Source organism: Planctomycetota bacterium, from assembly GCA_039182125.1.
In the GTDB taxonomy this organism is placed as follows: Bacteria; Planctomycetota; Phycisphaerae; order Tepidisphaerales; family Tepidisphaeraceae; genus JBCDCH01.
On sequence record JBCDCH010000009.1, the window covers coordinates 44,805 to 67,131 of the forward strand.

The 22,327-nt window shown below is 64.2% G+C and carries 19 protein-coding genes; 5 read left to right on the forward strand and 14 right to left on the reverse strand.

From position 1 onward, the window contains the following. Nucleotides 1-29: 29 nt before the first annotated feature. Complete coding sequence (locus tag AAGD32_03915; protein ID MEM8873386.1) at nt 30-758, reverse strand: 2-phosphosulfolactate phosphatase; 729 nt, start codon at nt 756-758, stop codon at nt 30-32. Nucleotides 759-780: 22 nt separating this feature from the next. Here AAGD32_03915 and AAGD32_03920 point away from each other — a divergent pair, with 22 nt between their 5' ends. Continuing rightward, nucleotides 781-2,133 carry a nucleotide pyrophosphatase/phosphodiesterase family protein gene (locus tag AAGD32_03920; protein ID MEM8873387.1) on the forward strand — a complete coding sequence of 451 codons (1,353 nt, stop codon included), beginning with the start codon at nt 781-783 and terminating at the stop codon, nt 2,131-2,133. Here AAGD32_03920 and AAGD32_03925 read toward each other — a convergent pair. Together AAGD32_03925 and AAGD32_03930 are read right to left on the reverse strand one after the other, a co-directional pair. Then, nucleotides 2,130-2,354 carry a hypothetical protein gene (locus tag AAGD32_03925; protein MEM8873388.1) on the reverse strand — a complete coding sequence of 75 codons (225 nt, stop codon included), beginning with the start codon at nt 2,352-2,354 and terminating at the stop codon, nt 2,130-2,132. The genes AAGD32_03920 and AAGD32_03925 overlap by 4 nt on opposite strands. Before the next feature lie 195 nt (nt 2,355-2,549). Then, on the reverse strand, nt 2,550-3,983 hold the full coding sequence (locus AAGD32_03930) for a sigma-54 dependent transcriptional regulator (GenBank protein ID MEM8873389.1): 1,434 nt from the start codon (nt 3,981-3,983) through the stop codon (nt 2,550-2,552). A 115-nt stretch (nt 3,984-4,098) separates the two neighbouring features. On the opposite strand from AAGD32_03930, the gene AAGD32_03935 reads away from it, so the two are divergent. Next, complete coding sequence (locus tag AAGD32_03935; GenBank protein ID MEM8873390.1) at nt 4,099-5,748, forward strand: ATP-binding protein; 1,650 nt, start codon at nt 4,099-4,101, stop codon at nt 5,746-5,748. Here the strand turns inward: AAGD32_03935 and AAGD32_03940 are convergent. The 7 genes from AAGD32_03940 to AAGD32_03970 all read right to left on the reverse strand — a co-directional run bounded on the left by AAGD32_03940 (nt 5,738) and on the right by AAGD32_03970 (nt 15,038). After that, on the reverse strand, nt 5,738-7,477 hold the full coding sequence (locus AAGD32_03940; protein ID MEM8873391.1) for an endo-1,4-beta-xylanase: 1,740 nt from the start codon (nt 7,475-7,477) through the stop codon (nt 5,738-5,740). The genes AAGD32_03935 and AAGD32_03940 overlap by 11 nt on opposite strands. A 31-nt stretch (nt 7,478-7,508) precedes the next feature. After that, entirely contained in the window at nt 7,509-8,405 is an 897-nt protein-coding gene (locus AAGD32_03945) for an HDOD domain-containing protein (GenBank protein ID MEM8873392.1), read from the reverse strand. Between the two features lie 320 nt (nt 8,406-8,725). Next, nucleotides 8,726-9,790: a UDP-N-acetylglucosamine 2-epimerase gene (gene neuC, locus AAGD32_03950; GenBank protein ID MEM8873393.1), complete on the reverse strand. Its 1,065-nt coding sequence runs from the start codon at nt 9,788-9,790 to the stop codon at nt 8,726-8,728. Between the two features lies 1 nt (nt 9,791). Then, on the reverse strand, nt 9,792-10,814 hold the full coding sequence (locus tag AAGD32_03955) for an N-acetylneuraminate synthase family protein (protein MEM8873394.1): 1,023 nt from the start codon (nt 10,812-10,814) through the stop codon (nt 9,792-9,794). Further along, complete coding sequence (locus AAGD32_03960) at nt 10,814-11,581, reverse strand: acylneuraminate cytidylyltransferase family protein (protein MEM8873395.1); 768 nt, start codon at nt 11,579-11,581, stop codon at nt 10,814-10,816. Before AAGD32_03960 ends, AAGD32_03955 begins: the two co-directional genes overlap by 1 nt. Beyond that, the gene (locus AAGD32_03965) at nt 11,548-13,125 is read right to left on the reverse strand and encodes a radical SAM/SPASM domain-containing protein (protein MEM8873396.1); all 1,578 of its coding nucleotides are present in this window, start codon (nt 13,123-13,125) and stop codon (nt 11,548-11,550) included. Before AAGD32_03965 ends, AAGD32_03960 begins: the two co-directional genes overlap by 34 nt. After that, nucleotides 13,122-15,038, reverse strand: a complete 1,917-nt coding sequence (locus AAGD32_03970; GenBank protein ID MEM8873397.1) for a 6-hydroxymethylpterin diphosphokinase MptE-like protein — start codon at nt 15,036-15,038, stop codon at nt 13,122-13,124. The genes AAGD32_03965 and AAGD32_03970 overlap by 4 nt, the downstream gene beginning before the upstream one ends. An 83-nt stretch (nt 15,039-15,121) precedes the next feature. On the opposite strand from AAGD32_03970, the gene AAGD32_03975 reads away from it, so the two are divergent. Genes AAGD32_03975 through AAGD32_03985 form a run of 3 tightly spaced genes read left to right on the forward strand, consistent with a single transcriptional unit; the run spans nt 15,122 to nt 17,826 of the window. Next, nucleotides 15,122-15,685 (forward strand): hypothetical protein, encoded by a 564-nt coding sequence (locus AAGD32_03975; GenBank protein ID MEM8873398.1) that lies wholly within the window; start codon nt 15,122-15,124, stop codon nt 15,683-15,685. Between the two features lie 29 nt (nt 15,686-15,714). Next, nucleotides 15,715-17,166, forward strand: coding sequence for a potassium transporter TrkG (locus tag AAGD32_03980; protein ID MEM8873399.1), 1,452 nt, complete (start codon nt 15,715-15,717; stop codon nt 17,164-17,166). A gap of 9 nt (nt 17,167-17,175) precedes the next feature. Then, nucleotides 17,176-17,826: a TrkA family potassium uptake protein gene (locus AAGD32_03985; GenBank protein ID MEM8873400.1), complete on the forward strand. Its 651-nt coding sequence runs from the start codon at nt 17,176-17,178 to the stop codon at nt 17,824-17,826. Here the strand turns inward: AAGD32_03985 and AAGD32_03990 are convergent. The 4 genes from AAGD32_03990 to AAGD32_04005 form a co-directional block, all read right to left on the reverse strand. Then, nucleotides 17,823-19,004: a carbohydrate ABC transporter permease gene (locus AAGD32_03990; GenBank protein MEM8873401.1), complete on the reverse strand. Its 1,182-nt coding sequence runs from the start codon at nt 19,002-19,004 to the stop codon at nt 17,823-17,825. The two genes, AAGD32_03985 and AAGD32_03990, sit on opposite strands and share 4 nt — an antisense overlap. Nucleotides 19,005-19,007: 3 nt before the next feature. Continuing rightward, complete coding sequence (locus tag AAGD32_03995; protein ID MEM8873402.1) at nt 19,008-19,925, reverse strand: sugar ABC transporter permease; 918 nt, start codon at nt 19,923-19,925, stop codon at nt 19,008-19,010. A gap of 20 nt (nt 19,926-19,945) precedes the next feature. Continuing rightward, entirely contained in the window at nt 19,946-21,412 is a 1,467-nt protein-coding gene (locus AAGD32_04000) for an extracellular solute-binding protein (protein ID MEM8873403.1), read from the reverse strand. 107 nt (nt 21,413-21,519) lie between these two features. Next, a complete protein-coding gene (locus AAGD32_04005; protein ID MEM8873404.1) occupies nt 21,520-22,287 on the reverse strand; it encodes an isoprenyl transferase in 768 nt (255 codons plus the stop codon). Nucleotides 22,288-22,327 lie beyond the last annotated feature (40 nt).

Consider the following 22,327-nt stretch of genomic DNA (forward strand, 5'->3'; position numbering starts at 1 on the left):
GTTTCAGGGTAGCCCGGCGCGAGGACGCGTCAATCGGATTGCCGGATTATGGTGCGGTCGCCGTCGGCCTCGACGCGGTTGACGCCGCTGATGATGTCGAGTTGGCATGCCGCCGCGATGTCGTCGGCGAGACCGGCGAGAATGACGTTTCGCCCGCCCCGCGTTGCGCTCATCAACGCCGGCAACCGGTCCACACAACTCTCGAACAGCAGCGCGGCGGACAGCACCCGGTCGCTCTCGGGTTCGACCTCGTTGCGTAAATGTCGCAGCAGCGCGCCCGCGCCGAGCCAGTCCTCGAGCGCGTCCTCGCCGTCCGTGCCGGCACAGAGCAGCGTGATCGGCGTGTCGAGCTTGAGCACGGCCTCGGCGGTCGCGCGGGCGTTGACCATGGCGGCGGTGAACCGGTGCGCCGCGCTGCCGGCGGCGAGGATGGCGCGGGTGCCGTTGGACGTGGTCAACACCACGCGCTTGCCCGCGACCCGCTCCGCCGTGAAACCCGCCGGCGAGTTGCCAAGGTCAAACCCGGGCGGCGGCAAACACTCACGCTCCCCGGCGAGCACGGCGGTTCCATCGCCGATGGTCGAAGCGCGTGCGTCATCGAGCGAGCCGTGTACCTCGACGTGGTCGGAACCGTTGGCCAGCGCGGTTGCGATCGAGGTCGTGGCACGCAGGACGTCGAAGATCACCACCGTGCGGCCGATGAGTAGCCGCGGCGTGAGTTGATCGGGCGTAGCGATGACATCGATCTTCCGCGACACGCGGACACTCTACGATGCGGGAATGCCCGGCAACACCGCACGCAAAACCCTTGTGCTCAACGTGGTGGGTCTGACGCCGAAGTTGCTGAAGCACGCGCCGAACCTGCGTCGGCTCGCGGACGAGACGGGCGTTCGACCGCTCATGCCGCCGGTGCCGGCCGTGACATGCACGAGCCAGATGGCCATGCTGACCGGCACCGCCGCATCCGAGCACGGCATCGTCGGCAACGGCTGGTACGACCGGTCTTATGCCGAGGTGAAGTTCTGGAAACAGAGCGACGGCCTGGTGCAACGGCCACGCGTGTGGGATCGGCTCGCGGGCGTCACTTGTGCGAACCTGTTTTGGTGGTATGCCATGTACTGCGGGGCCGACGTCACGGTCACGCCTCGCCCGATGTATCCCGCCGACGGCCGAAAGCTACCCGACATCTGGACCAATCCGGTCGAGCTGCGTGACCTGTTACAGCGTCGGCTCGGGCAGTTTCCGCTGTTCAAGTTCTGGGGGCCGATGGCCAACATCGAATCGACCCGCTGGATCGCCGACGCCGCGATCGAAGTCGAACGTCGCTTCGGGTGTGACTTGACGCTCGTGTATCTGCCGCACCTCGACTATGCCTTGCAGAAGGTTGGGCCCGATCACGCAAGCATCCCGGCGGAAGTCGAGCGCGTCGATGCGGAGGTCGGCAAGCTGCTCGGCGTGTTCGACGATGCGGCGGTCCGTGTCGTGAGCGAGTACGGCATCGAGCCGGTTGACACGCCGGTGCATCTGAACCGTGTCCTGCGCCGCAATGGTTGGCTGTCGATTCGCTATGAACTCGGGCGTGAACTGTTGGATGCGGGGGCGAGCCGAGCGTTTGCGGTGTCGGATCACCAAGTAGCGCATGTGTACGCTGAGGAAGCGGTGATCCCCGACGTGGCCGAAGTGCTCGCCGCGACCGAGGGAATCGCCGACGTGATCTTCGGCTCGGCCCGCCGTGAGTTGGGACTCGATCACGAGCGGGCCGGCGACATCATCGTGCTGGCCGAGCGCGGTGCGTGGTTCACTTACTACTACTGGTTCGATGACGCGAAAGCCCCAGACTTTGCCCGGACCGTCGACATTCATCGCAAGCCCGGTTATGACCCGGCCGAGCTGTTTCTCGATCCCGATATCCGATTTCCGAAATTGCGAATCGCCCGGAAGCTCGCTGCGAGGAAGGCGGGCTTGCGGGCGATGTTGGACGTGACCCCGATAGACGCATCATGCGTTCGCGGGAGTCATGGGCTGGTGCCGAGTTCACCGGACGAGGGACCTTTGCTCATCGGTGCCGGTAACGGTGACGTTGCACCCATGACCGACGTGGCGGATGTCATCCGCGACGCGGTGCTCGGTTAAGTGCGATCGGCGTTGGCCAAGATACTGCCGGGGAGCGTGAAGGTTTCAAAGTGAACGCTGCCGCATTTGGTGCAACGCTTCACGGTCTTACCCTTCTCCGGTTCCCAGCCGCAGTCGGCACATTGCTCGTGAAACACCGATACACGGGCAGATGTGATGCGATGCGGGTCAAAGGTCTGGAATACTTCTTCGGCGGCGAAACGGTCTGAACTGATGGACATGGGGCCTCCCGTGTTGCCCCGCGGCGAATCCGTCGGGGACGGACATCGCATGGCACACCGCGTGCCAGCCGACCGATCGTCGCCAAATCGTGCTTTAGACGATGTAGACGAGCATCGAACTCCCGAAGCCGTCTCCAGCCATGTCATTGTGTCGTCCACGGCCGCCACCGCGTCAGAGTGACCGGCGTAGTCCATTTAGCCGTTCCGCTCGGCAAAGTCGTACTGCCGAAGCTTGCGTTGGAGCGTGCGGACGGAGATGCCGAGCTGCTCGGCGGCGTGGGTTCGATTGCCGTCCGAAGCCGAGAGGGCGGACTCGATCGCCAGCCGTTCGAGATCGTCCATCGTCATGCCGCGTGGGATCGTGAAGTCCGTCGTCCGGTCGGCTTCGCCCCGGAACTGCTCGGGCAAGTCCGCCGGCTGGAGCGTGTCGCCCTCGGCGAGCACCATCATCGTCTCGAGCACGTTGCGTAGCTCCCGGACGTTGCCGGGCCAGGCCGCCCTCTGCATGGCGTGCATGACTTCCGGGCCGACTTTCTTCGACTCGACGTTCTTCCGTGCGCTGATCTCGCTGAGGAAGTGTTCGATAAGCAGCGGAATGTCGTCGGGGCGATCACGTAGCGGTGGCAGCGTGATCGGGATGACGTTCAGGCGGTAGAACAGATCCTCCCGGAAATCGCCATCGGCCACCATCTTGCGCAGGTCACGGCTCGTCGCGGCGATGACGCGGACGTTTACCTTGCGGTCCTTGCTCCCGCCGACTGGCGTGACGGTGAGCGTCTCGAGCACGCGCAACAGCTTGGCCTGCAGGCCGATCTCGAAGTCGCCGACCTCGTCGATGAATAGCGTGCCGCCGTCGGCCTGCTCGAATCGTCCCTCGCGCTCTTCCATCGCACCGGTGAACGCTCCCCGGACATGGCCGAAAAGCTCCGACTCGACCAGCGTGCCCGGAACCGCGGCGATGTTGATCGCGACGAACGGCTTGGTCTTTCGCGGGCTGTTTTGGTGCAACGCTTGTGCGACGAGTTCCTTGCCCGTGCCGCTCTCGCCGAGGACCAGAACCGTGCTGTCGGTCGGTGCGGCGCGCTGGATGCGGTCGAAGACTTCGCGCATCTGTTTGGACTGCCCGACGATCTGCTCCAGGCCGAAACGCTGGTCGAGCCGACGACGAAGCGTGTCGATCTCGCGGTCCTGGTCGATCGCCTTGATCGCCCGATTCAGCGAGATCATCAGCTCATCGGTGTTGAGCGGCTTGGTGATGTAGTCGAACGCGCCCTTGCGCATCGCTTCGACCGCGGTGTCGATCCTGCTCTGACCGGTGAAGAGAATGAACTGCGTGGCGGTTCGCTTCTTTCGCCAAAGCTCCATCAGGCGGATGCCGGTGTTCTTCTCGTCGCCGAGATAGAGATCGGTCATCACGATGTCGATGTTTTCGTCGAGGTAGCCCAGTGCTTTGTCGGTGTTTTCGCAGCCGCTGACGTCGTGGCCCTCGGCTTGGAGGATCTTCACCAGGGCTTTCCGCTCGGTCGGGCGATCTTCGACCACGAGGATGCGGACGTGACGCGGTTGGTCGTCGGTGGGCTGATCGCCAGACGATGTGTCGGGGTTTGCGCGGTTGGAGGAGCTGCTCATGGACTGGTTTCGGTGTATCCGAGCGTCGTCGGTGTCGCCAATGTACAAAATGTCGGCCCCGACATTCCGTCAGGTTCGATGCGGGTATTCCGGGGGATCACGGTACACTCAATCAATGGCCGTCAAACTGCCGCGGCTGCGTTTCAAGCGGCGTGAGACCGAAAACGACCTCAACGGGACCTCGGACGGCGGGCGTTCACGGATCATGTCCCTGCTCGGGTCGGTCGTTCAGTTCCCCCGGCTCTCACTGGCGACGAAATGCCAGCTCCTATTCGGCCTCGCCGTCGCGGCGATCATCACGGCGGCGCTGTTCGTGCCGTGGGCGCGGATGGAACAACTCAGCCGCGACATCGACCAAAAGGCCGCCGCGACCGCCGCTGAACTGGCCTTGGGCATCCACATCAAATCGCCCCAGACCCCGACCTACCGCGAGGGGGACGCGCCCATTTGGGTCGAGTTCGTCGCACCGGTCACGCCCGAGCTTGACGCATTTGAAGAGGAAGCGCTCACGCAGTTCACGAACGACCCGACCGCCCTGCCGGTCTACAGCCCCTACTACACCGACGATGGCGAACGGCGGTTTCGTTACGGTGCGAAGGTGCTGCTCAATCAAGACTGTCGCGGATGCCACGGGCTCGCACCAGGGACCGACCTCGGCGGATCGTTTGCGGTGGTGACGGTCGACCTGCCGAGCCAGATCAGCCGGCGTCAGCAGATGCTCAACCGGGCGCTGCTGGTCACGGGGCTGGTGCTTGCGGGGTCTTTGGCGGTGCTGGTGCTTTGGTTCATCCTCAGCCGGCTCATCCTGCGACCGGTGCGCGTCTTGCAAACCGCCGCCGAACAGGTCAGCCGCGGCGACCTCAACGTCCGCTCCGACATCGGCTCGGGCGACGAGTTCCAAACGCTCAGCGAAACCTTCAACGCCATGCTGCTCAACATCGCCGAGCAGCAGACCGAGCTTCAACGGATGAACCAGACGCTCGACGGCAAACTCGGCCAACTCGCCGAGTCGAACGTCGCCCTCTACGAGTCGAACCGGCTCAAGAGTGAGTTCCTCGCGAACGTCAGCCACGAGCTTCGCACGCCGCTCAACAGCATCCTCGGGTTCACCGATCTGCTGCGCGACACGTTCGGCGATGACGAAAAAGCAGCACGCTACCTCCGGAACATCGCCACCAGCGGGCGCGGCCTGCTCGATCTGATCAACGACCTGCTCGACCTGGCGAAGATCGAAGCTGGCCGGATGGAAGTTCGACGCGACAAAGTCAGTGTCACCACGCTGTTGGAGAACATCGAACAGGCGTTGCGTCCGCTCTGGCTCGGCAAGAAAATCGACCTCGTCCGCACGGTCGATGCCGACGTGCCTGTGATCGAGACGGATCCGGGGAAGCTGCAGCAGGTGCTCTACAACCTGCTGAGTAACGCGATCAAGTTTTCGCCTAACGGCGGACGGATCGACCTGCAAGCCGAGCGGACCGGTTCGGGCGAGGTCCGCATCAGTGTCGCCGACCAGGGGCCTGGCATTCCGGCCGACAGGCACGACGAGATTTTCGAGAAGTTCCGTCAGCTCGATCAGGGCGTTACCCGCACGCACGGCGGAACCGGCCTCGGGCTCGCGATCAGCCGGGAGTTGACCGATCTGCTCGGCGGGCGAATCGCGATTGAGAGTACGCCCGGCAAGGGCGCGACGTTCCTGGTGACCTTGCCGTTGGTCGTACCCGACGAGCGGAAAGCATCGGGCCACGTCCGGTCGGTTACTCCGTAGCAAGTAGATCGATCACAACGTTCACGTCATCGACCATGTCCACTTCCTTCTCGATCGACTTGCCGTCGACGGTGACCGTTACGAGATAGGTTCCTTTGAACCCGCGGATTTCCGCGACGCCGTCGGCGTTGGTCGAGGTCGTTTCGTCGGTCCACCACTGGTTGTAGACGAGGTCGCGCCAGACGTGGTAGTTCGGTTTGGGCGTCCAATCCTCACGCAGCATCGCCCCCGCCGGCTTCCAGTGATCACCGGCCCACCAGCCCCAGAGGATGAACGCGTCGACCGACGGATGACTGAAGCAGACGGTCAGGAAATCGCGGGTGTAATCCGCTTGGGCCTTCTCGTTGTACGTCTCAATGTCGAACTCGGTGATGTGAATCGGCAGGTCGAACTCGGCGAACTCGTCAAGGATTTCCCGAACGCGGGCCGGGTCGGTCAAGCCTTCGCCGAAGTGGCCCTGAATGCCGATGCCTTCGACGGGCCAGCCTTTCTCGAGCGCGGTCGTGATCCACTGCGTGTAGAAGTCGATGTTCGCTTGCTGGATTCCGCCGTTGTTCACGATCCCGTAATCGTTGACGAACATGCGTGCCTCGGGATCGAGTTCCTCGGCGATGCGGTACCAATCGCCGACGATGTCCGGGCCGCACCGTTCCTCGATTACCTGATTGACACGCGGCTCGTTGATGACGTCGTAGTCGGTCACGCCGTGCGGTGCGGCGAAGCCGACGACCTCACGGACTTGCGCTTCGCTGAGCGCTCGCAACTCGTTCGGGTCGGTGATCGCGAAGACATCTCTCGGCAAGTATGTCGACGAAGACCAGATGATGTTGTGAGCGCGGTACGGAATGCCACGTTCGCCGAGCCATTCGATCTGGGCCTTGTAGTTTCTTTGACTCTCGGGTAACTCCCAGCCCCAGTCGGCCCAGTACACCGGCGTGGTCGCGTAGTTAAAGTTCTCCTCGAACGAAGCCCGCATCCTCTCACGGTCCGGCGTGTCCAGCAGGAACTGCCCACCGAGGAAGCTACCGAAATGGAACGCGTGCTTGGTCATCGCGACGGTGACCTGTGCATCTTCGACCGGCACACCGTCTTGCGTGACGGTGACCCGCATGTCCGCCTTGCGATGCGCCTCGATCGACGCGGCGGCGACCGCGCGCCATGCCGCATCCGCTTCACGACCGGGGTAGTCGACTTCGTTGACCGGTAACTGCGATACGTCAAACCCGGCCGGGTACTTCCACACTTCGACGTCCGCGAGTTCGATCACCTGGGCCTGTGCCGCGAGGTGAAACGTCAACTCCGCCGTCCCCGGCTCGTACGGCCGCAACGCAACGCCGACGACGTGAAATGTCCGCCAAGCCGACGTCAGCCGCGCGGACGTGTCGCCCGCCGACTCCCAGTTCGGCTCACGGTCCTGGAACCGTGCGCTGCTGAGCAGTCCCTCTTGCTGTTCGTTCTGCGCCGATACCGCGCGGGCACGGAACGTGAAGTACACGTACTCGTCCTTCGCCACGGTGCCGTCGATCGGCGGGCTGGTCACTTGCGTGTCCCAGGCATTCTGGCCCACGGTCGGCACGGTGATACGCAGGACATCGCCCTCTACCTCGGCGCTTGCGTCCGCCCCGAGAACCGGGATCAACTCGTCCGCCGAAAGATCGGCCAGGCGGGTTCCGCCATCAACGGGTGGCGCGAACATCAGCGCGAACGCCAGAAAGGGAATGTGGAGCATGCTCGGTAAGGTAACGCGCGGAGGGGCGGCGCTACAAGATCTGCGAGGCTTCCTCGATCAGATCGGGCAACTCCGCACGCAGCGCGTCGGTCGACTCGGCACTGAGGTACACGGCCTTGGCGTCCTGCGGCTTGAGGTGCTGGCGTCGGCCGGTCAGGTCGAAACCGCCGCCGACTTCGCATGCGAGCGTGTCGGCCGCAAAGACCACGGCACTGAGCCCGCGATGGTCTTCGTTGAGCTCGGGCTTGTGGTGGAAGCGGCACACGTCGCGACACGCGGCGGGGAACTTCCACTTGGCACACAATGCCGCGCCGAGGTTCGCATGGTCGGTACCGGTCATGCGGCGTTCGACTTCGAGGAAAGACTCGCCGGTCGCGTCGACCTCTTCGATGACTTTCCGGAACTTCTCCGGCCATGTCTGGGCCGCGACGAGCAGGCCGATGTCGTGGACCATGCCGCAGAGGAATGCTTCGTCCGGCTTGCACATCCCGGTCGCCTCGGCGAGCTTCCGCGAACCGACAGCGACGGCGATGCAGTGACGCCACAGGTCCGAAGCGCTTTTGCCCGCGCCGAGGTCCTTGCCACGGAACATCTGGCCGAGCGATGCCGCGACGGCAATGTTCTTCACCGCCTGCAGACCGAGTAGCACGATGGCCCGGTCGATCGAGGCGATCTCGCCGGGCAGTCCGTAGAAGCTGGAGTTCACGACCTTGAGCAAACGCGACACGAGTGCCGGGTCGTTCTGCACGAGCTTTTCGAGTTGCTGCGCACTGCTACGCGGATTCTCGACGAGGCTGATGATCTTGCTGGTGACCTGGGGCAGGGTCGCGACGGCGGTGAGATCGGCAATCGCGGCCCGGATGATGTCCGCCTCGCCGCTCGGCGCGGCTACGTCGACGTGCGTGGGTTGTGCGGTGATGGTGGCCATGACGGCAAGTTCCTTTCCGCTGCCCTACCCGTTCGAGCAACCCCTGGGCTCGGCCGCCCGGGTGTTTTGACCTCTTCCGGTCGGGTCGCCTACTGGACCATTAGCGATGTCCCAACAGGTGGTGACACCCCAAAACGTGCGACGATGGCATTTTCTTCCCTCGGAAGACACCGTCAACGGACGAAGGCCACTGTCGCAGGCCCGGCATTGCTCCGGAATCCACACGACGCCAGCGACCCGCTGACCGTTACATCGGTTTGTACGAAACTGACTTGAGTTTGGATCACCTGATCCTGCGGTTGATAACGATTGTCGCGGGATCAATAGGTGATGAGCTTCCGCCGCCACGCGGGATCCGCCGGAAGCTGGGTGAGCCGTTCGGCGATGCGTTGCCCGGTGCCGTCGCCGCCGTACGGGTTCGTGCCGGTCCACGGTCGGGTGTTGGCCAGAGTCTGGGGAACTTCCGCCACCGTGACACGTTTCACGTTGCCGCCGCACTCCCGGCCGGCCTGGCGCGGGCCCACGTCGATGACCGGCGTTCCGAAGCTGGCCGCTTCGATGATCCCGCTCGAGGAGTTGCCCAGCAGCCAGCGCGTATCGCGCAGCAGGCCAAGATATCGCTCGCGCGGGAGATCGCGGAACTTGACGAGTCCCGGCTGCCGCTCCGCGTCCAGCACCTCCGCGATGCCCCCGGCCCCCGGATCGTTGTTCGGATACACCGCGACGACCGTCGGTATCGTAGCGAGGGCATCATCAATCAGTTGCCGCATCACGCCCGCCTCGTTGACATCGTCGGCACTACCGGGGTGGTACACGAGCAAGCCGAACGGGCCATCGACGCCCGGGTCGATCGCGGCTGCGACAATGCCGTCGATCCCCGGCGCTCCCACGACGTGAATCCGATCGGCGTCTTCGCCGAGCTTCGCAATGCGTTCGCCACTTATGGGCGTTGCCGCGAAGTGAACATGCGCGAGCTTGGTGATCGCGTGGCGTAGTGCATCGTCGAGTTGGCCCAGCGCGCGGTCGCCGCCGTGGACATGGGCGACGATCCGCCCGCCGATCGCGGCCGCGCTCGCCCCGGCGAACGCTTCCACCCGGTCGCCCACCACCAACACGATCTCCGTCGCCATCCGCCCGAACGCATCGGCCATGTCGGCCAGCGCGGTACCCGTGTTGCGAGCGGTCACACCATCGGTCGGCCATGGCGTGACGTGGTCCACTTGTGAGATCAGGTCCAACGAATGCCCGCGTGAATGATCGAGGTGCATCCCTGTTGCGAGCACCTGCAGGGTCAGGTCCGGGTGTTCCTCGATCGCGGCGAGCGTGGTACGCATCAGCCCGTACTCGGCCCGTGTGCCGGTGACGAAGCAGACGTTACGGGCCACGTCATGCCGCCTTCGCGAGAAGGTCCCAGGACAACAGCGTGCCCGCTGGCAAGTCGCGCGTGGCACGCCGGCCGACCACGTCCACCCACACCGAAGGTGCCAGCCCATCACCGGGCCGACGCGTGGTCAGGTCCGCCGCGCCGATGACCCGCCCCGCCGCGATGCCGTGCCGCAAGGCCAAGCTCTGCCGACTCACACGACGTACGTCTTGTTCGCACGGTTGTACGGACTTGTCACCGCCACCCATCACCTGCTCGGCCTCGCGGATACCTTGGACGTAGTTGGCAAACTGCGCCGGCGCGAAGCTCGCCGCATGGTCCGGTCCGGCGGCGGCGCGGTCGTAGGTCAGGTGTTTCTCGATCACTCGGGCCCCGGCAGCGACGGCGAGCGCGCCCGTGACGGCGTTCTGCGTGTGATCGGAATAGCCGACGATCGGGCATCGCGTTTCGAGTTGGCGTATCCAGCCAAGTTGGGCAGCGTCATCAGGCGTCGGGTAGCTGCTGACACAGTGCAACAGCGCGAGATCGACATCGCCAATGTCGCGCACGAGGCGATCGACCTCACCCATCGTCGCCGCACCGGTACTCACGAGCATCGGCACGGAGAGCTCGGCACACGCCCGAAGCAACAACGTGTTCACGCAGTCGGGCGAAGCAATCTTGACCGCCGGCAGGCCAAGCCGACGCACATCGTCCACGTCCTCGGGCGAGAACGGCGTCGCGATCGGCAGACGGCCGGCGTCGCGGTTGGCGGCGACGACCGACTCGACCTCGGCGGTACTCAGTTCGAGCGAGCGGAGCAGTTCACGCTGTCCGCCGGTGCCGGTTTGGTACGCCGCGAGTGGCGCATCGCCGGCGAGCCGATCGGCGCGGAACAGTTGGAACTTGACCGCGTCCGCCCCGGCATTCGCCGCCGCTTCGACCAACCGCAGCGCCCGTGTCACGTCGCCGTCGTGGTTCACGCCGATCTCGGCAATGACCAACGTAGGACGACCGGGGCCGATCTCACGCTCACCGATTCGCATCACGCCGCCCTTCGCATGTTCGGCCGGACCTTGCCACGGAGGGCGGCCTCGGCGATCCACAGGTCGCGCTCGCTGTCGACTTCGACAACGTCACCCTCGCCGGTTTCGATGCCGCGTCGGTCGGTACCGAACATCGCATGCGGATCACTTGTGCCCCGGCCCGCCAGCAACGCCTCACGCTTGATGACGACGCATCCCCCGTCGTGCAGTCGCATCGGCGGCAGATCCTGGCGGCGGTGAATGCTGCCGGTGAAGTTGGGAACCACTCGATCGCCGTCGAGCGTCGCCATCCAGTACGGGTGCCATTTACCGACCGGGCACCATGTCCGCACCGAATCGGAGCCACTGTCGCGTAGTTTCTCGACGGCCGCGTCGATGCAGCCGTCCGGCCGGACCGGCACGTTGCCGTAAAGAATCGCCACCGCGTGAGCCCGGAAGCTGCTCCTGCTCTCGACACTGTCGAGCGCGTGAAGCAACACGTCCTGCACCGACGCCGCGCTCGTCGCCAGGGATTCGGGTCGGTGGATCGTCTCAAACATCCGCCGACGTGCGAGGTCGAGGATGTTTGGGCAATCGCTACTGACCACGACGCGCGTGACCGACTCGGCCGCCGTGGCATGGTCGAGCGTGTAGTCGATGACCGTCCGGCCGTGCAGCTCGCGCAGATGCTTGCCCGCCAGCCCGACACTCCCGCCGCGGGCCATCACGACGCCGAGCACGTTGAAATCTGTATTTACCATCGGTGCCACTCCGAGCAGGTGTTGCAAAGGTTGAGCGTCTCCCACTCGCCGTCGAGGTGGAGTTCGTGGACATGTTGCTGGGCCGACCAGAGGTCCGCGATCGTTTGGTTGTGCGTCGAGCCGATCGGATGCAGTGCGCGAATGTCTTCCTCGCAGCGCACGACCTGACCGTCGCTGAGGATCGTCATGCGCCCGCCGAGCCGACGGCATGGAACACGCTTGGGCGGCTTCATCTCGGTGACGCTGAGATTGACCAGCTGCCCCGCCGCCGAACTCGGGCCGTCGATGACGGCGCTGCCAAGCGTGCCGAGCCATTGGTCGTACCACGCCTCCATCTCGTCCATGTTCTCGCGGAGCTTGACGAGCTTGGGAACGACCAAGGGAGTGCCGCGCTTGGCCTCGCTGCGGGCTAGTACGAGTCGGCCGAGATTTTGCAACGCCTCGGCCATTCGGGGCACGCCCATGATCGCGGCGTAGGTTTCGTGTCGCATCGCCGGGAGGTTGACCGTCACGACGTCGACCTCGGCCAGTAGATCAAGAACAATTTCGTCCGGGGGCAACAGGTCGGTCTCGACGTTGAGCGCGATGCCGTGCATGCGGGCGGCGGACAAAATCGCCGGTAGGTACGGGCTGAGCAGCGGATCACCGACACCGCCGAGGGTGACGCGGACGTCGCCGACCTCGCCGAGTTGGCGGAAGATGCGGTCGGCCTCGCGGGTGTTCATGTCCGGGCGATCGATCTCGAACGTGTTGCCCGCCCACCACACCGGCCGTGTGGGGCGCTGGGTGTTGATCTCCAGTGTCACGTCGCGTGGCATCAGCGCGTCCGCGTCGACCTCGGCGAACGCATCCACCGCGTCGTGGGCGTCGGCCGGGACGTGGGTCAGCTCTTCGAAGCGCCGAACCTGCCGCGGGGAATCGATCAGCAACCGGTCGAACGCTTGGTGTAACGCAGCGTCGACCTGTACGCCGGCCGTCTTGAACAGCGGATCGACCATCGGCCGGTCGGGCGTGTAGGTCAAATACCGCCCGGGATGTTCGTCACCGGCCAGGCGTTCGCGAAGGAAGTCACGATCGAACGCGAACCCGCTCAGCCCGGGTAGCGCCGGTGTGAACGACCATTGGTTTTGCTCGGCTTTTTCGGCGACCCGGCGCAGCAGGGCCGGGTCGAGAACGGCGGCCGCGGGATCAACGAGCAGGCCGATGGGCTGGTCATCGCCGAAGGCCTCCGCGACCGCCGCGCCGTGCCAGCCTGCGTCGAAACAACTGCTGTTGAGCAAGCCGCCCCGCCAGCCGTCATGCCAGCGGGTCGCCACGGTCAGCGCGTCGAGCCGAGGCATCGGACGTCGCACACCGACGTTGTGGACAGCGAGCCCAAGTTTCCGGACGGCCGATAGTTGGTCGTCCCAACAGATCACAATAAGGTCGGTGAACCCGGCTTCGACGAGCCGATCGACCGTCCACGCCAGGACCGGCTTCTCCCGTGCGACCATCTCCGCCGACGATTCGCCGGGCCGCTGGTGAAGCATCGACAGCACGACGCGGGTGCGGGTCAGGACGTCCGAACTCACGCGGCCTCCCGTGCTTCACCGCCCAGTTCGTCGGCCACGCCGTCGAGGAGCTCGCCCAGTTCCAACGCGGCGCCACGGATGTTTTCGACGTGGCTCAGATCACGCTCGACCTGGCGACGTTGCCGCTCGACCGGGTCGAGTTTGACCGCGTTGATTCGCCAATCTTCGAGCACACGGGTGCATTCGTCTTTCTGGATCATCGTCGTGATCAGTTCGTAGGCGACGCCGTTTCTGGATAGCTCTGCGCGGATCGGGTCGATCTCGGCGATGAGCCGGTTCATTCGACGTTGATCATCCGTGCTTGCGATCATGAGGCGTAGCTTGGCGAGAATGCGTTCGCAGCAGTCGGCGATGTTGCCGCATTCGGTGACGCGATCACGGATGGCCCGGCGGGCGTGGGGAATCGCGTCGGTGCGTGGTGAAAGGTTGGGGTCGGCCTTCGGTAGCGGCTTGGTGCAGTACTTCGTCAGTGCTTCCGCGAGAGGCATCGGCGTCGTGAACCGCTTGGCGACGCCGCCTTCGGTTGCGTCGACGATCGTCGCGCGGCACTCGGCGAAGTCGGCCTCGAACTGTTGCAGATACGTGATCATCCGCGGCTCGGTGTAGATCGGTCGGCCGTGAACGTCGACGGTCTTGCGCAGGATCGCGCGGTCACGGACGATGCGCTCCCACTGACGCATCTCGACCGACGCAAACCGGCCGAGTTCGGAGTTCCACACGGACTCGTGTGCCGTGCCCGGCAGGTAATAGATCCCGTCGGAAAAGCCCAGGTCTTGTCCGACCATGATGATCGGGTCGCAGCCAAGGTGAACCGCGAGATGGAAGGCGAGGTGCGCAACGGTCGAACGCTGCGGCACGGCGGAGCGCTCGCGCAAGCCGCTGCCTGTGAGCACCTGCTCGGCCCAGGTGTTACCGTTGAGGGAGATGCTGCCCGGGTGCAGTTGCGGGATGCGCGGCGAGATTTTCGGCTCGGCGACGAGGTGCGTCGAGAGCGTCGGCGGCAACTCCTCGAAGAACTGCTTGCACGCTTCGTGGTAGTCGAGCGAGGTGACGTAGTCTGGCGTGACGCCCATCTCGATCATCGGCTTGAGCGCGGTCTGCACGGCGATGAGGACGGCCTTGCCCTGCGCGTCCTTGAGCAGGTGCTTGTTCTTCCGCAGCGACGGGCCGGCGGAGATGAGGATCGCGGGCTGGCCCTTGTGGAGGCCGGCGAGCGGCTCCATGCCCGGGCCGGTGATGTAGTTCTTGAGGTGCCCGACCGTGTTGCGCGCCGTGACACGGCTGAGCGTCTTGGCCGTCATCACCTGGGTCTTGACGTGGGTGAGGTGCTTCTCGGTCCAGCGGGCGACGTGGAGGAAGATGTCGGGGTGTCGGCGGAGACTCGGTGCGTGGGAGATGGTCGCCGAGCCGATGCCGGGCGCGGTGCTCCAGGGGCGCAGTGCCGAGAGCAGGTCGTCCTCGTCGTTGCCAAAGCGGATCGAGAGCTTGCCGCTGCCGAGTTCTTCGGCGAAGTCGTGCAGCGTGAACGCGGTGGCGATGAGCCTGGGGTCGGGCTCGACGACGAGCAGCTTCGCATCATCGGCGAGCCGTTCGATCGCGGCGACGACGTGGTGCATGAGCCCGCCGCCGTAGATGCAACCGCACAACGCCTGCTCAGGGTCGAACTCCTCGGCGAGGCGCTTCGCTTCGGCGAGCGGACGCCGACGAGAGTGGAGCGGCTGGCTGTCGACTTCGACCGTGAAGCCGCCGTCGGGCGTCGCTTCGATCGGGTACGGTTCGTCGGCGACGGCGTCGATCGGCTCGGCGGTCTTGGGGTCGCGTGACCAGAGCGCGGCGAGGTTTTTGCGCAGCAGATCGCTTTCGCAGGGCGCGAAAGTGCATCGTCGAGATGAGCCGCGCGTGAGGGTGAGCATGGCCGACGGGATTCCTCGTGGAGTTATCGGACACCTCGCCCCGAAGGCTGCAAAGATTGGAGCACGCCATGCAAGACTTGATCATGAGCCCGCCGTTTTGGATTCCCGCGTTGCTGGTCTTCGCCGGGTTGCTGGTGGCCCTCGTGCTGCGGAGCGTGGCGAAGGTGCCGGCGATCGGCCTGAGCGTGGCGGCGGTCGGGCTGCTCTGGTTTGGGGTCGACCTCGTAACCGAGACCAACCGTGAGGAGGCGCTGCGGCGGACAAGCACGATCATCAACGCCGCGGCCGACCGTGACTGGGAGGCGTTCGGCGATGCGATGGACGGCAACACCCGCCTACCCGGCCGATACGCCAATCGCGATCAGTTCCTCGCCGGCGCCGAGGCGACGATCGAGACCATCGACCTGAAGTCCGTGTTCATCCGCTCGCGCCAGGTCGGCGAGCTTGATGGCGTCATCGACGTCGACACCGTCGTGCTCAGCGTGCAGGCCGCCACGCACGACCGGCCGGAGAAAACCACCTGGCGGTTCCGCTACGTCGAGACCGACGATGGGCTCGTGCTCGACCTGATCCAGCCGTTGGAAGTCCGCGGGCAGGATGTCTCGATCGTCATGGACGCGATCAGTCGGTTCACCGGCAACAACTGACGCCCGTCTCGGCTACACTGCCGCCACAGGTGGCGACCGCTCCGGACGATTCTCAACCCAAACGCGGATGGCTTCGCTTCGGGCGCGACCCCGACGGCGCGCCGCTGACATGGCGTGATATTCGGAGCGGGATCAACGAGTGGGTCCGCGATCGATCGGCGGCGCAGCTTTTCACCGGCAGCTTCTTCCTTCTCGTCGTGCTCGGCACGCTCGCGCTGTGGGGGCTGCCGGGGCTGTACACGGGCGAGGATCTCGGCTTCGTCGACTCGCTGTTCATGTCGACCAGCGCGGTCTGCGTCACCGGGCTGAGTGTGTCGGACCTGGAGACGCAGTTCACGTTCTTCGGGCAGGTCGTGATGCTGACGCTGATCCAGATCGGCGGGCTGGGGATCATCGCGTTCGCGAGTCTGATCATCCTCGCGCTGGGCAGACGGCTGACACTCGACGCACGCGACTCGGCCGGGTCGGAGCTGGTCGACCTGCCCAACGTCACGCCGAGGCAGCTGGTCTTCGGCATTTTCCTCTACGCGTTCAGCTTCGAGTTCATCACCGCCGTCGGATTGTTCTTGCTGTGGCGTGAGGATCTCGGCGTGGGCGAGGCGCTTTGGTCATCGATCTTCCACGCGGTCAGCGGCTTCTGCCAGGCCGGCTTCTCGATCAACTCCGACTCGCTCATGGGCTGGAACGACTCGCCGATGACGCTGATCGTTGCAGGGTTGCCGGTGCTGGTGGGTGGACTGGGCTTTCTGACCATCGAGGACATCCGTCGGCGGGTCTTCTGGAAACGCCATCGACTCGCGCTACACACCAAGGTCGTGGTGACCGCGACGATCGCCCTGTTCCTGCTTGGCATGGGCGTGTTCCTGATCTTCGAATGGGACGGCGTGCTCAGCGGGATGTCGCTGGCGGACCACCTCGCCAACGCGGGGTTCATGTCGGTCTCGGCACGCAGCGTCGGCTTCAACAGCATCGACCACGCCCAGGCGAGCTACGGGACCAACTTCTTCACCGTCATCCTGATGTTCATCGGCGGCGGACCCGGCGGCACCGCGGGCGGGATCAAGATCACCACCTTCGCGGTCATCGGCTTGCTCGCGTGGAGTCGGCTGCGCGGGCGGCAGCATGTGACCGTCTTCAACCGCACCATCCCCGACGAAACCATCCAGCGTGCGACCGGTCTTGTCATGGCGTTCGGCACCGTCACGATCGTGTGCCTGCTCGTGCTCACGCGGACCGAGGATTTCTCGGTGCCGGGGCACACGTTCCTCGCTTACCTCTTCGAAGTCGTGAGCGCGCTGGGCAACGTCGGGCTCGGCATGGGCGTGACCGGCGATCTGTCGACCACGGGCAAGCTGGTGATCATCGTCGCGATGTTCGCAGGTCGGGTCGGGCCGATCACGCTCATCAGTATCTTCGCCCATCGCAACGGACGCCGGCGTGACAGGTTCCGCTACGCCAACGGGGAAGTCATCCTCGGCTAGGACTCAGACATGAAACGATTCGTCATCATCGGACTCGGCAACTTCGGCTCGGCAGCCTCCGTCGCGCTCTTCGAACAGGGCCACGAAGTCATCGTCGTCGACACCGACGAGGACACGATCGACCGCGTAGGCAACACCGTCACCCGTGCCGCCGTCGGCGACGGGCGCGATGTCGAGACGCTCAAGCGTGTCGGCGTCGCCGAGGCGGATGCAGGCGTCATCAGCACCGGCGATGACATCGCCGCCTCGATCCTCGCCACCCTCGCGCTCAAGGATCTCGGCGTCGAGGAGATCTTCGTCAAGGTCATCAGCCGCGACCACGCGAGGGTCATGCAGAAGATCGGTGTCACCGAGACGGTCTTCCCCGAGAAAGACAGTGCCGAGGCGCTCGCCCAGCGGATCACCGGTAAGGCCGTGCTCAACTACGTCAACATTGCGCCCAACTTCAGCCTGCAGGAGATGGCCGTCCCCGACCAATGGTGCGGCAAGTCGCTCGCGCAGCTCGACATCCGCCGCGAGTACGGCGTCCTCGTGGTCGCCCTCCACGACGTGCTGACCGACACCTACAGCGCCCCCGATCCGCAGGCCGTCCTCGAAGACAGCGACACCCTGCTGCTCGCCGGAAACGACAAGGACCTTCAGGAACTGGCCGGCCTCTAGCCCTTCACCGCACCGGCGGTGAGGCCCGCGATGAACTCCTTCTGGAGCATCAGGAACAGCACGAGCACGGGAAGGATGGCGACGAGGGTGCCGGCCATGATCAGGCCGTAGTCGATGCCGTAGATGCCACGAAGCTGGTTGATCGCGACCGAGAGCGGGAACTTCTCGGGCGATTGCAACACGATCTGCGGGCCGATGAAGTTGTTCCAAGTACCCAGGAACGTGATCAGCAGGTAGGCACCGACCATCGGACGCACCAGCGGCAGCACCATCTCGAAGAACATGCGAATCTCGCCGCAGCCGTCGATGCGTGATGACTCGAGCATCTCGTTGGGCACGCCGTTGATCATGGCCTGACGGAAGAGAAAGACGCCAAAGGCGGGCGCGGCGGCGGGGATGATCAGCCCCGCGTAGCTGTCGAGCAGTCCGAGCCAATAGAGCAGTTGGTACGCCGGTGCCAGCAACAGCGCGCCGGGAATGACCAGGGCCGCAAGAACCAATGCGAGGAAGAACGCCTTGCCGCGGAAGTGGTGTTTGGCCAATGCATAGCCGCCCATCGCCGCGCCAAGCGTCGAGAAGACGGAGGTGACCGACGCGAGGAAAAAGCTGTTAAGCACGGCCCGGCCGAAGTTGATGTCACCGCCGAAAAGCCGACCGAAATTGCCGAGGGACAAGAGTCCCCACGCGACGCCAAAGATGCCGCCCGGGTTGCCGTCGGTGATTTCGTAGGTCGTGTTCGGCGCGCCCGGCAGTCGGGCCGAGCCGATCGCTTGGTTGAGGCCGGGAATGCTCTCCAACTCCGGATCATCGAACGTCGCGAGAGGTGGAACGCTGATCACCTCGTCGAAGTCCGCCGCGTTGGCGGGCTCGGCTTCCGATGGGTTGTACCGGATGAGTACGTCCAGCACCGTGCCGTCACCGCGAGTGACTTCGATCGGGAAATCGGCGGACTCCACACCATCGAGGTGTGTCGGATCCGACAGGCTGATCTCGCCAGTGGTCGTCTCGACCGCGAACAGCCCCACCCGTGGCAGGAACTGACCGGTAAAGAACACGTCCTTTTCCTTGAGCGACGACGCGACGAGGTAAAAGAAAGGTACCAGCGTCAACACCGCGACGGGGATGAGCAGGAAGTGGGCGACGAAGTTGAAGCGCTTGTCGCGCTGGCGCTCTGACATGACTTATTCGGTCCTCTTGGCGATGGCGCGTTGAACGATGGCGAAGGCAATGAGGATCAGCGCGAGCGTCCAGCCGATCGCGCTGGCGTAGCCGAGGTCGCCGGTGTCGAAGCCGGTTTGGTAGAGGTACATGACGACGGTGAGCCCGGCGTTCTCCGGGCCCGGGCCGTTACCAAGTAGCAGGTATGGCAACTCGAACAGCTGCATCGACCCGATGAACGAGAGAAGCACGACGAACGACGCCACCGGCGCGATCGCCGGGAGTGTGACGTTTAGAAACCGGTGCCAGGCATTGGCCCCGTCGATCTCGGCGGCTTCGAGCAGCGACTTGTCGACGCTCTGCAAGGCTGCAAGGAAGTACACCATGTTGAAACCGACGTACATCCAGAATGCCGCGATGATCAGCGATGGCATGACGAATTTCTCCAGCCAGGGAAACTCGACGTCCCACGTCGGGATGATCGACGCGAGGGTGACGTTGATCAGCCCGGTGTTCTTCTGGAACATCAACGCAAACAGCACCGCGACGAACACGAGCCCGACCAGCGATGGTGCGAAGAAGATGAGCCGATAGAACGAGCGGGCTCTAAGGCCGGGTCGATTGAGCAGCAGTGCCAGTCCCAGCGATGCCGGCAGCTGCACGAACACGCTGCCGGCGGCGAAGATGAACGTGTTCTTCAGCGCGATCCAGAATCGGCTGTCGTTGACGAGGAAGGTGATGTTGTCGAACCCGACGAACTCGCTGGACCGGGGGCCGAACGTCTGCTGCGTGATGAGCAGCAGCGAGTAGAACAACGGATAGACGATGAACGTGAGGAAGATGAGAATGAACGGCGCGATGAAGAAGTACGGTGCCCACCACGACCGCTTGCTCATCCCGCCGACCGCCTGAGGCGGTGCCGCAGCGGTCTTGCTCGCCACGTTTGAAGATGCGGCCGCGGTCATTGGGCCGCCTCCTGTTCCTGCGTGAGTTGGTCGCGGACGAAGACGTTTCGACCCATCTGTTTCTCCACTTCCGCCTGCACCTCGCCGAGCAGTTCCCTGGCTCGGGGTTGTAGCGCTTCGACGGTGTAGGCTTCGTTCTGATCGGCGTAACGATAAAGGCGGCTCATGGCGTTGGCCCACTCGCTTCGTGCAAGGTTACGGAACGGCGAGCTGCTGCGGGTCGGCACATCGGGTGCGAGTTCGATGAACAGCGACCCGAGCCGTTGGCCGCCGAAGTATTCCACGGGCTCGTGATAAAAAGGCTCGTCCCAAAGCGCAATGACCGGGCTGATGATCAGCGATTGTTCCCAGAGCTTTCGGGCGGTTTCGTTGGTGAGGTAGAGGAGCTTGGCCGCTTCCCACGCCGCTTCGAAGTCCTCGGTCTGCTTGGTGATGCCCAGGCAGGTGCCGCCCCAAACGCTGGTCCGTCGGCCGCCGGGTGTCCAGGCAGGCATCGGCATCGCACGCCATTTGCCGGAGAGCTGCGGCAGATCGCCCTGGTACACGCCGGTAAGCCAGTCTGGTGCGACACCGGCAAGGACGCGTCCGGTCAGACGCAACTCGTTGCCCGGTGCGCTGAAGTCGGCGGCGTCGACGGCAATCCGATCCGGGCCGATCATCCAGGTGATCAGTTTCGCCATCAGGAAGGCGTTCAGTTCCGTGTCGATCGCGAGCTTGTCGTTCTCGTCGAAAAATCCACCACCGGCCTGCATGAGCAGCATCTCGTGCATGTCGGCATTCGTGTACCAAAGATTCAGCAGGTAGCGATCAGCTTTTCCGTCGCCGTCGATGTCCTGAGCCGCCCGGAGCGTGTCGGCGAACTCGTCCCATGTCTCGATGGCTTCCACGTCGTAGCCGAGCTCTTCGACGAGGATGTCGTGGCGGTATAACAGAACGACCGGGTGAACGTCATGCGGGATGCCAAAGATTCGGCCGCGTGTCGACCATTGGCTGAAGCTCGGCTCGTTGATCTGCTCGTAAATGCCTTCGCTCTTGAGCCGGTCGGTGAGATCGACGAAACCGACATCCTCCAGCGGGCCGGAGAAGACTTTACCGATGACGCCCTGCTCGACTTCGATGAGATCGGCGACCGGTGTGTCGGACATGAAGCCGCTGAGCATTCGCCGCTGTAGCGCCTGTCCGTCGATCAGGAAGATGTTGAGCTTGAGATCGTCTTTATCGGTGTTGGCCGCGTTGTACTCCTCGGCGAGGGGGATGTACATGTCCGAGTGGTTGCGGGCGAACGTCCACATCGTCAGGCCTTCGACATCTTTCTCGGGCCAGGCGAGTACCACGACCGACGACACGACGGCGATGATGATGATCAGCCACGCGCCCAGCGAGAGTTGAAGCGGGAGCCGTTCGACGAACGTCTCCTTGTACTCCGGTGCCGTGCTCGGAGGTAAGCTCTCAAGAATACTCACCGGCTCATTTGCCGCTGATGCGCGAGTACGGGCTGTTGTCTGATCCGGCTGGTATGTCACTGTCGGAACCTCACTCCACACTGATTGTGCATTGAAACGTGTTTCAATCAAACCGTCTGAAGCGTATTCGACTGATCGAGCGCGCCGAACCGCCGGTTGCGTTGGGCGAATGCACGGATCGCGCGGTGTAGTTCTTCGGCATCGAACTCCGGCCAAAGTGCGTCGCTGACGAAGAGTTCGGCATAGCTGATCTGCCAGAGCAAGTAGTTGGAGATACGCATCTCCCCTGCCGTGCGGATGAGCAAGTCTGGATCGGGTAGGCCTGCAGTGTAGAGGTGAGCGTCGATCGTGTCGTGATCGATGTCGCCGGGCAGCAACTCACCTGCCGCGACCTTGCGGGCGATCGACTTCATCGCGTCGGCGATCTCGGTGCGACTGCCATAGTTGAGAGCGAGGTTGAGGACGAGCCCGTTGTTGTTGCCGGTCTCGTCCAACGTGATCGCGAGTTCGTCCTGGAGCAGTTCCGGCAACTCGTCAGATCGGCCGATCTGCATGAATTTGACGTTCTCGCGCATCATTCTCGGCCGTTCGCGGCGGAGGTAGTCGACGTACATCTGCATGAGCGCCTCCACCTCGTCGGCCGGACGTTTCCAGTTCTCGACGCTGAAGCTGTACAGCGTGATGACATCCGGCCCGCCGAGTTGCCGACGCATCTCGACGCACTCGGTGACCAAGTCCGGCACCACCGCCGCCCCGCGGTCATGGCCGTTGATTCGCTCCATCCCCTGCTGCACCGCCCAGCGCCCGTTGCCATCCATGATGATCGCGATGTGACGCGGGATCCGTTCACGCGGAAGATCGCTGAGAGGGTGCATGGGGTGATCGTAGCGAAGAAGAAATCCGAATGCCGAGTTC

Excerpts from the sequence above, each read along its gene's own strand:
- AAGD32_03920 (MEM8873387.1), top strand. The coding sequence starts at position 781 with ATGCCCGGCAACACCGCACGCAAAACCCTTGTGCTCAACGTGGTGGGT.
- AAGD32_03925 (MEM8873388.1), bottom strand. The coding sequence starts at position 2,354 with ATGTCCATCAGTTCAGACCGTTTCGCCGCCGAAGAAGTATTCCAGACC.
- AAGD32_03930 (MEM8873389.1), bottom strand. The coding sequence starts at position 3,983 with ATGAGCAGCTCCTCCAACCGCGCAAACCCCGACACATCGTCTGGCGAT.
- AAGD32_03935 (MEM8873390.1), top strand. The coding sequence starts at position 4,099 with ATGGCCGTCAAACTGCCGCGGCTGCGTTTCAAGCGGCGTGAGACCGAA.
- AAGD32_03940 (MEM8873391.1), bottom strand. The coding sequence starts at position 7,477 with ATGCTCCACATTCCCTTTCTGGCGTTCGCGCTGATGTTCGCGCCACCC.
- AAGD32_03945 (MEM8873392.1), bottom strand. The coding sequence starts at position 8,405 with ATGGCCACCATCACCGCACAACCCACGCACGTCGACGTAGCCGCGCCG.
- AAGD32_03955 (MEM8873394.1), bottom strand. The coding sequence starts at position 10,814 with ATGCGAATCGGTGAGCGTGAGATCGGCCCCGGTCGTCCTACGTTGGTC.
- AAGD32_03970 (MEM8873397.1), bottom strand. The coding sequence starts at position 15,038 with ATGCTCACCCTCACGCGCGGCTCATCTCGACGATGCACTTTCGCGCCC.
- AAGD32_03975 (MEM8873398.1), top strand. The coding sequence starts at position 15,122 with ATGAGCCCGCCGTTTTGGATTCCCGCGTTGCTGGTCTTCGCCGGGTTG.
- AAGD32_03985 (MEM8873400.1), top strand. The coding sequence starts at position 17,176 with ATGAAACGATTCGTCATCATCGGACTCGGCAACTTCGGCTCGGCAGCC.
- AAGD32_03990 (MEM8873401.1), bottom strand. The coding sequence starts at position 19,004 with ATGTCAGAGCGCCAGCGCGACAAGCGCTTCAACTTCGTCGCCCACTTC.
- AAGD32_04005 (MEM8873404.1), bottom strand. The coding sequence starts at position 22,287 with ATGCACCCTCTCAGCGATCTTCCGCGTGAACGGATCCCGCGTCACATC.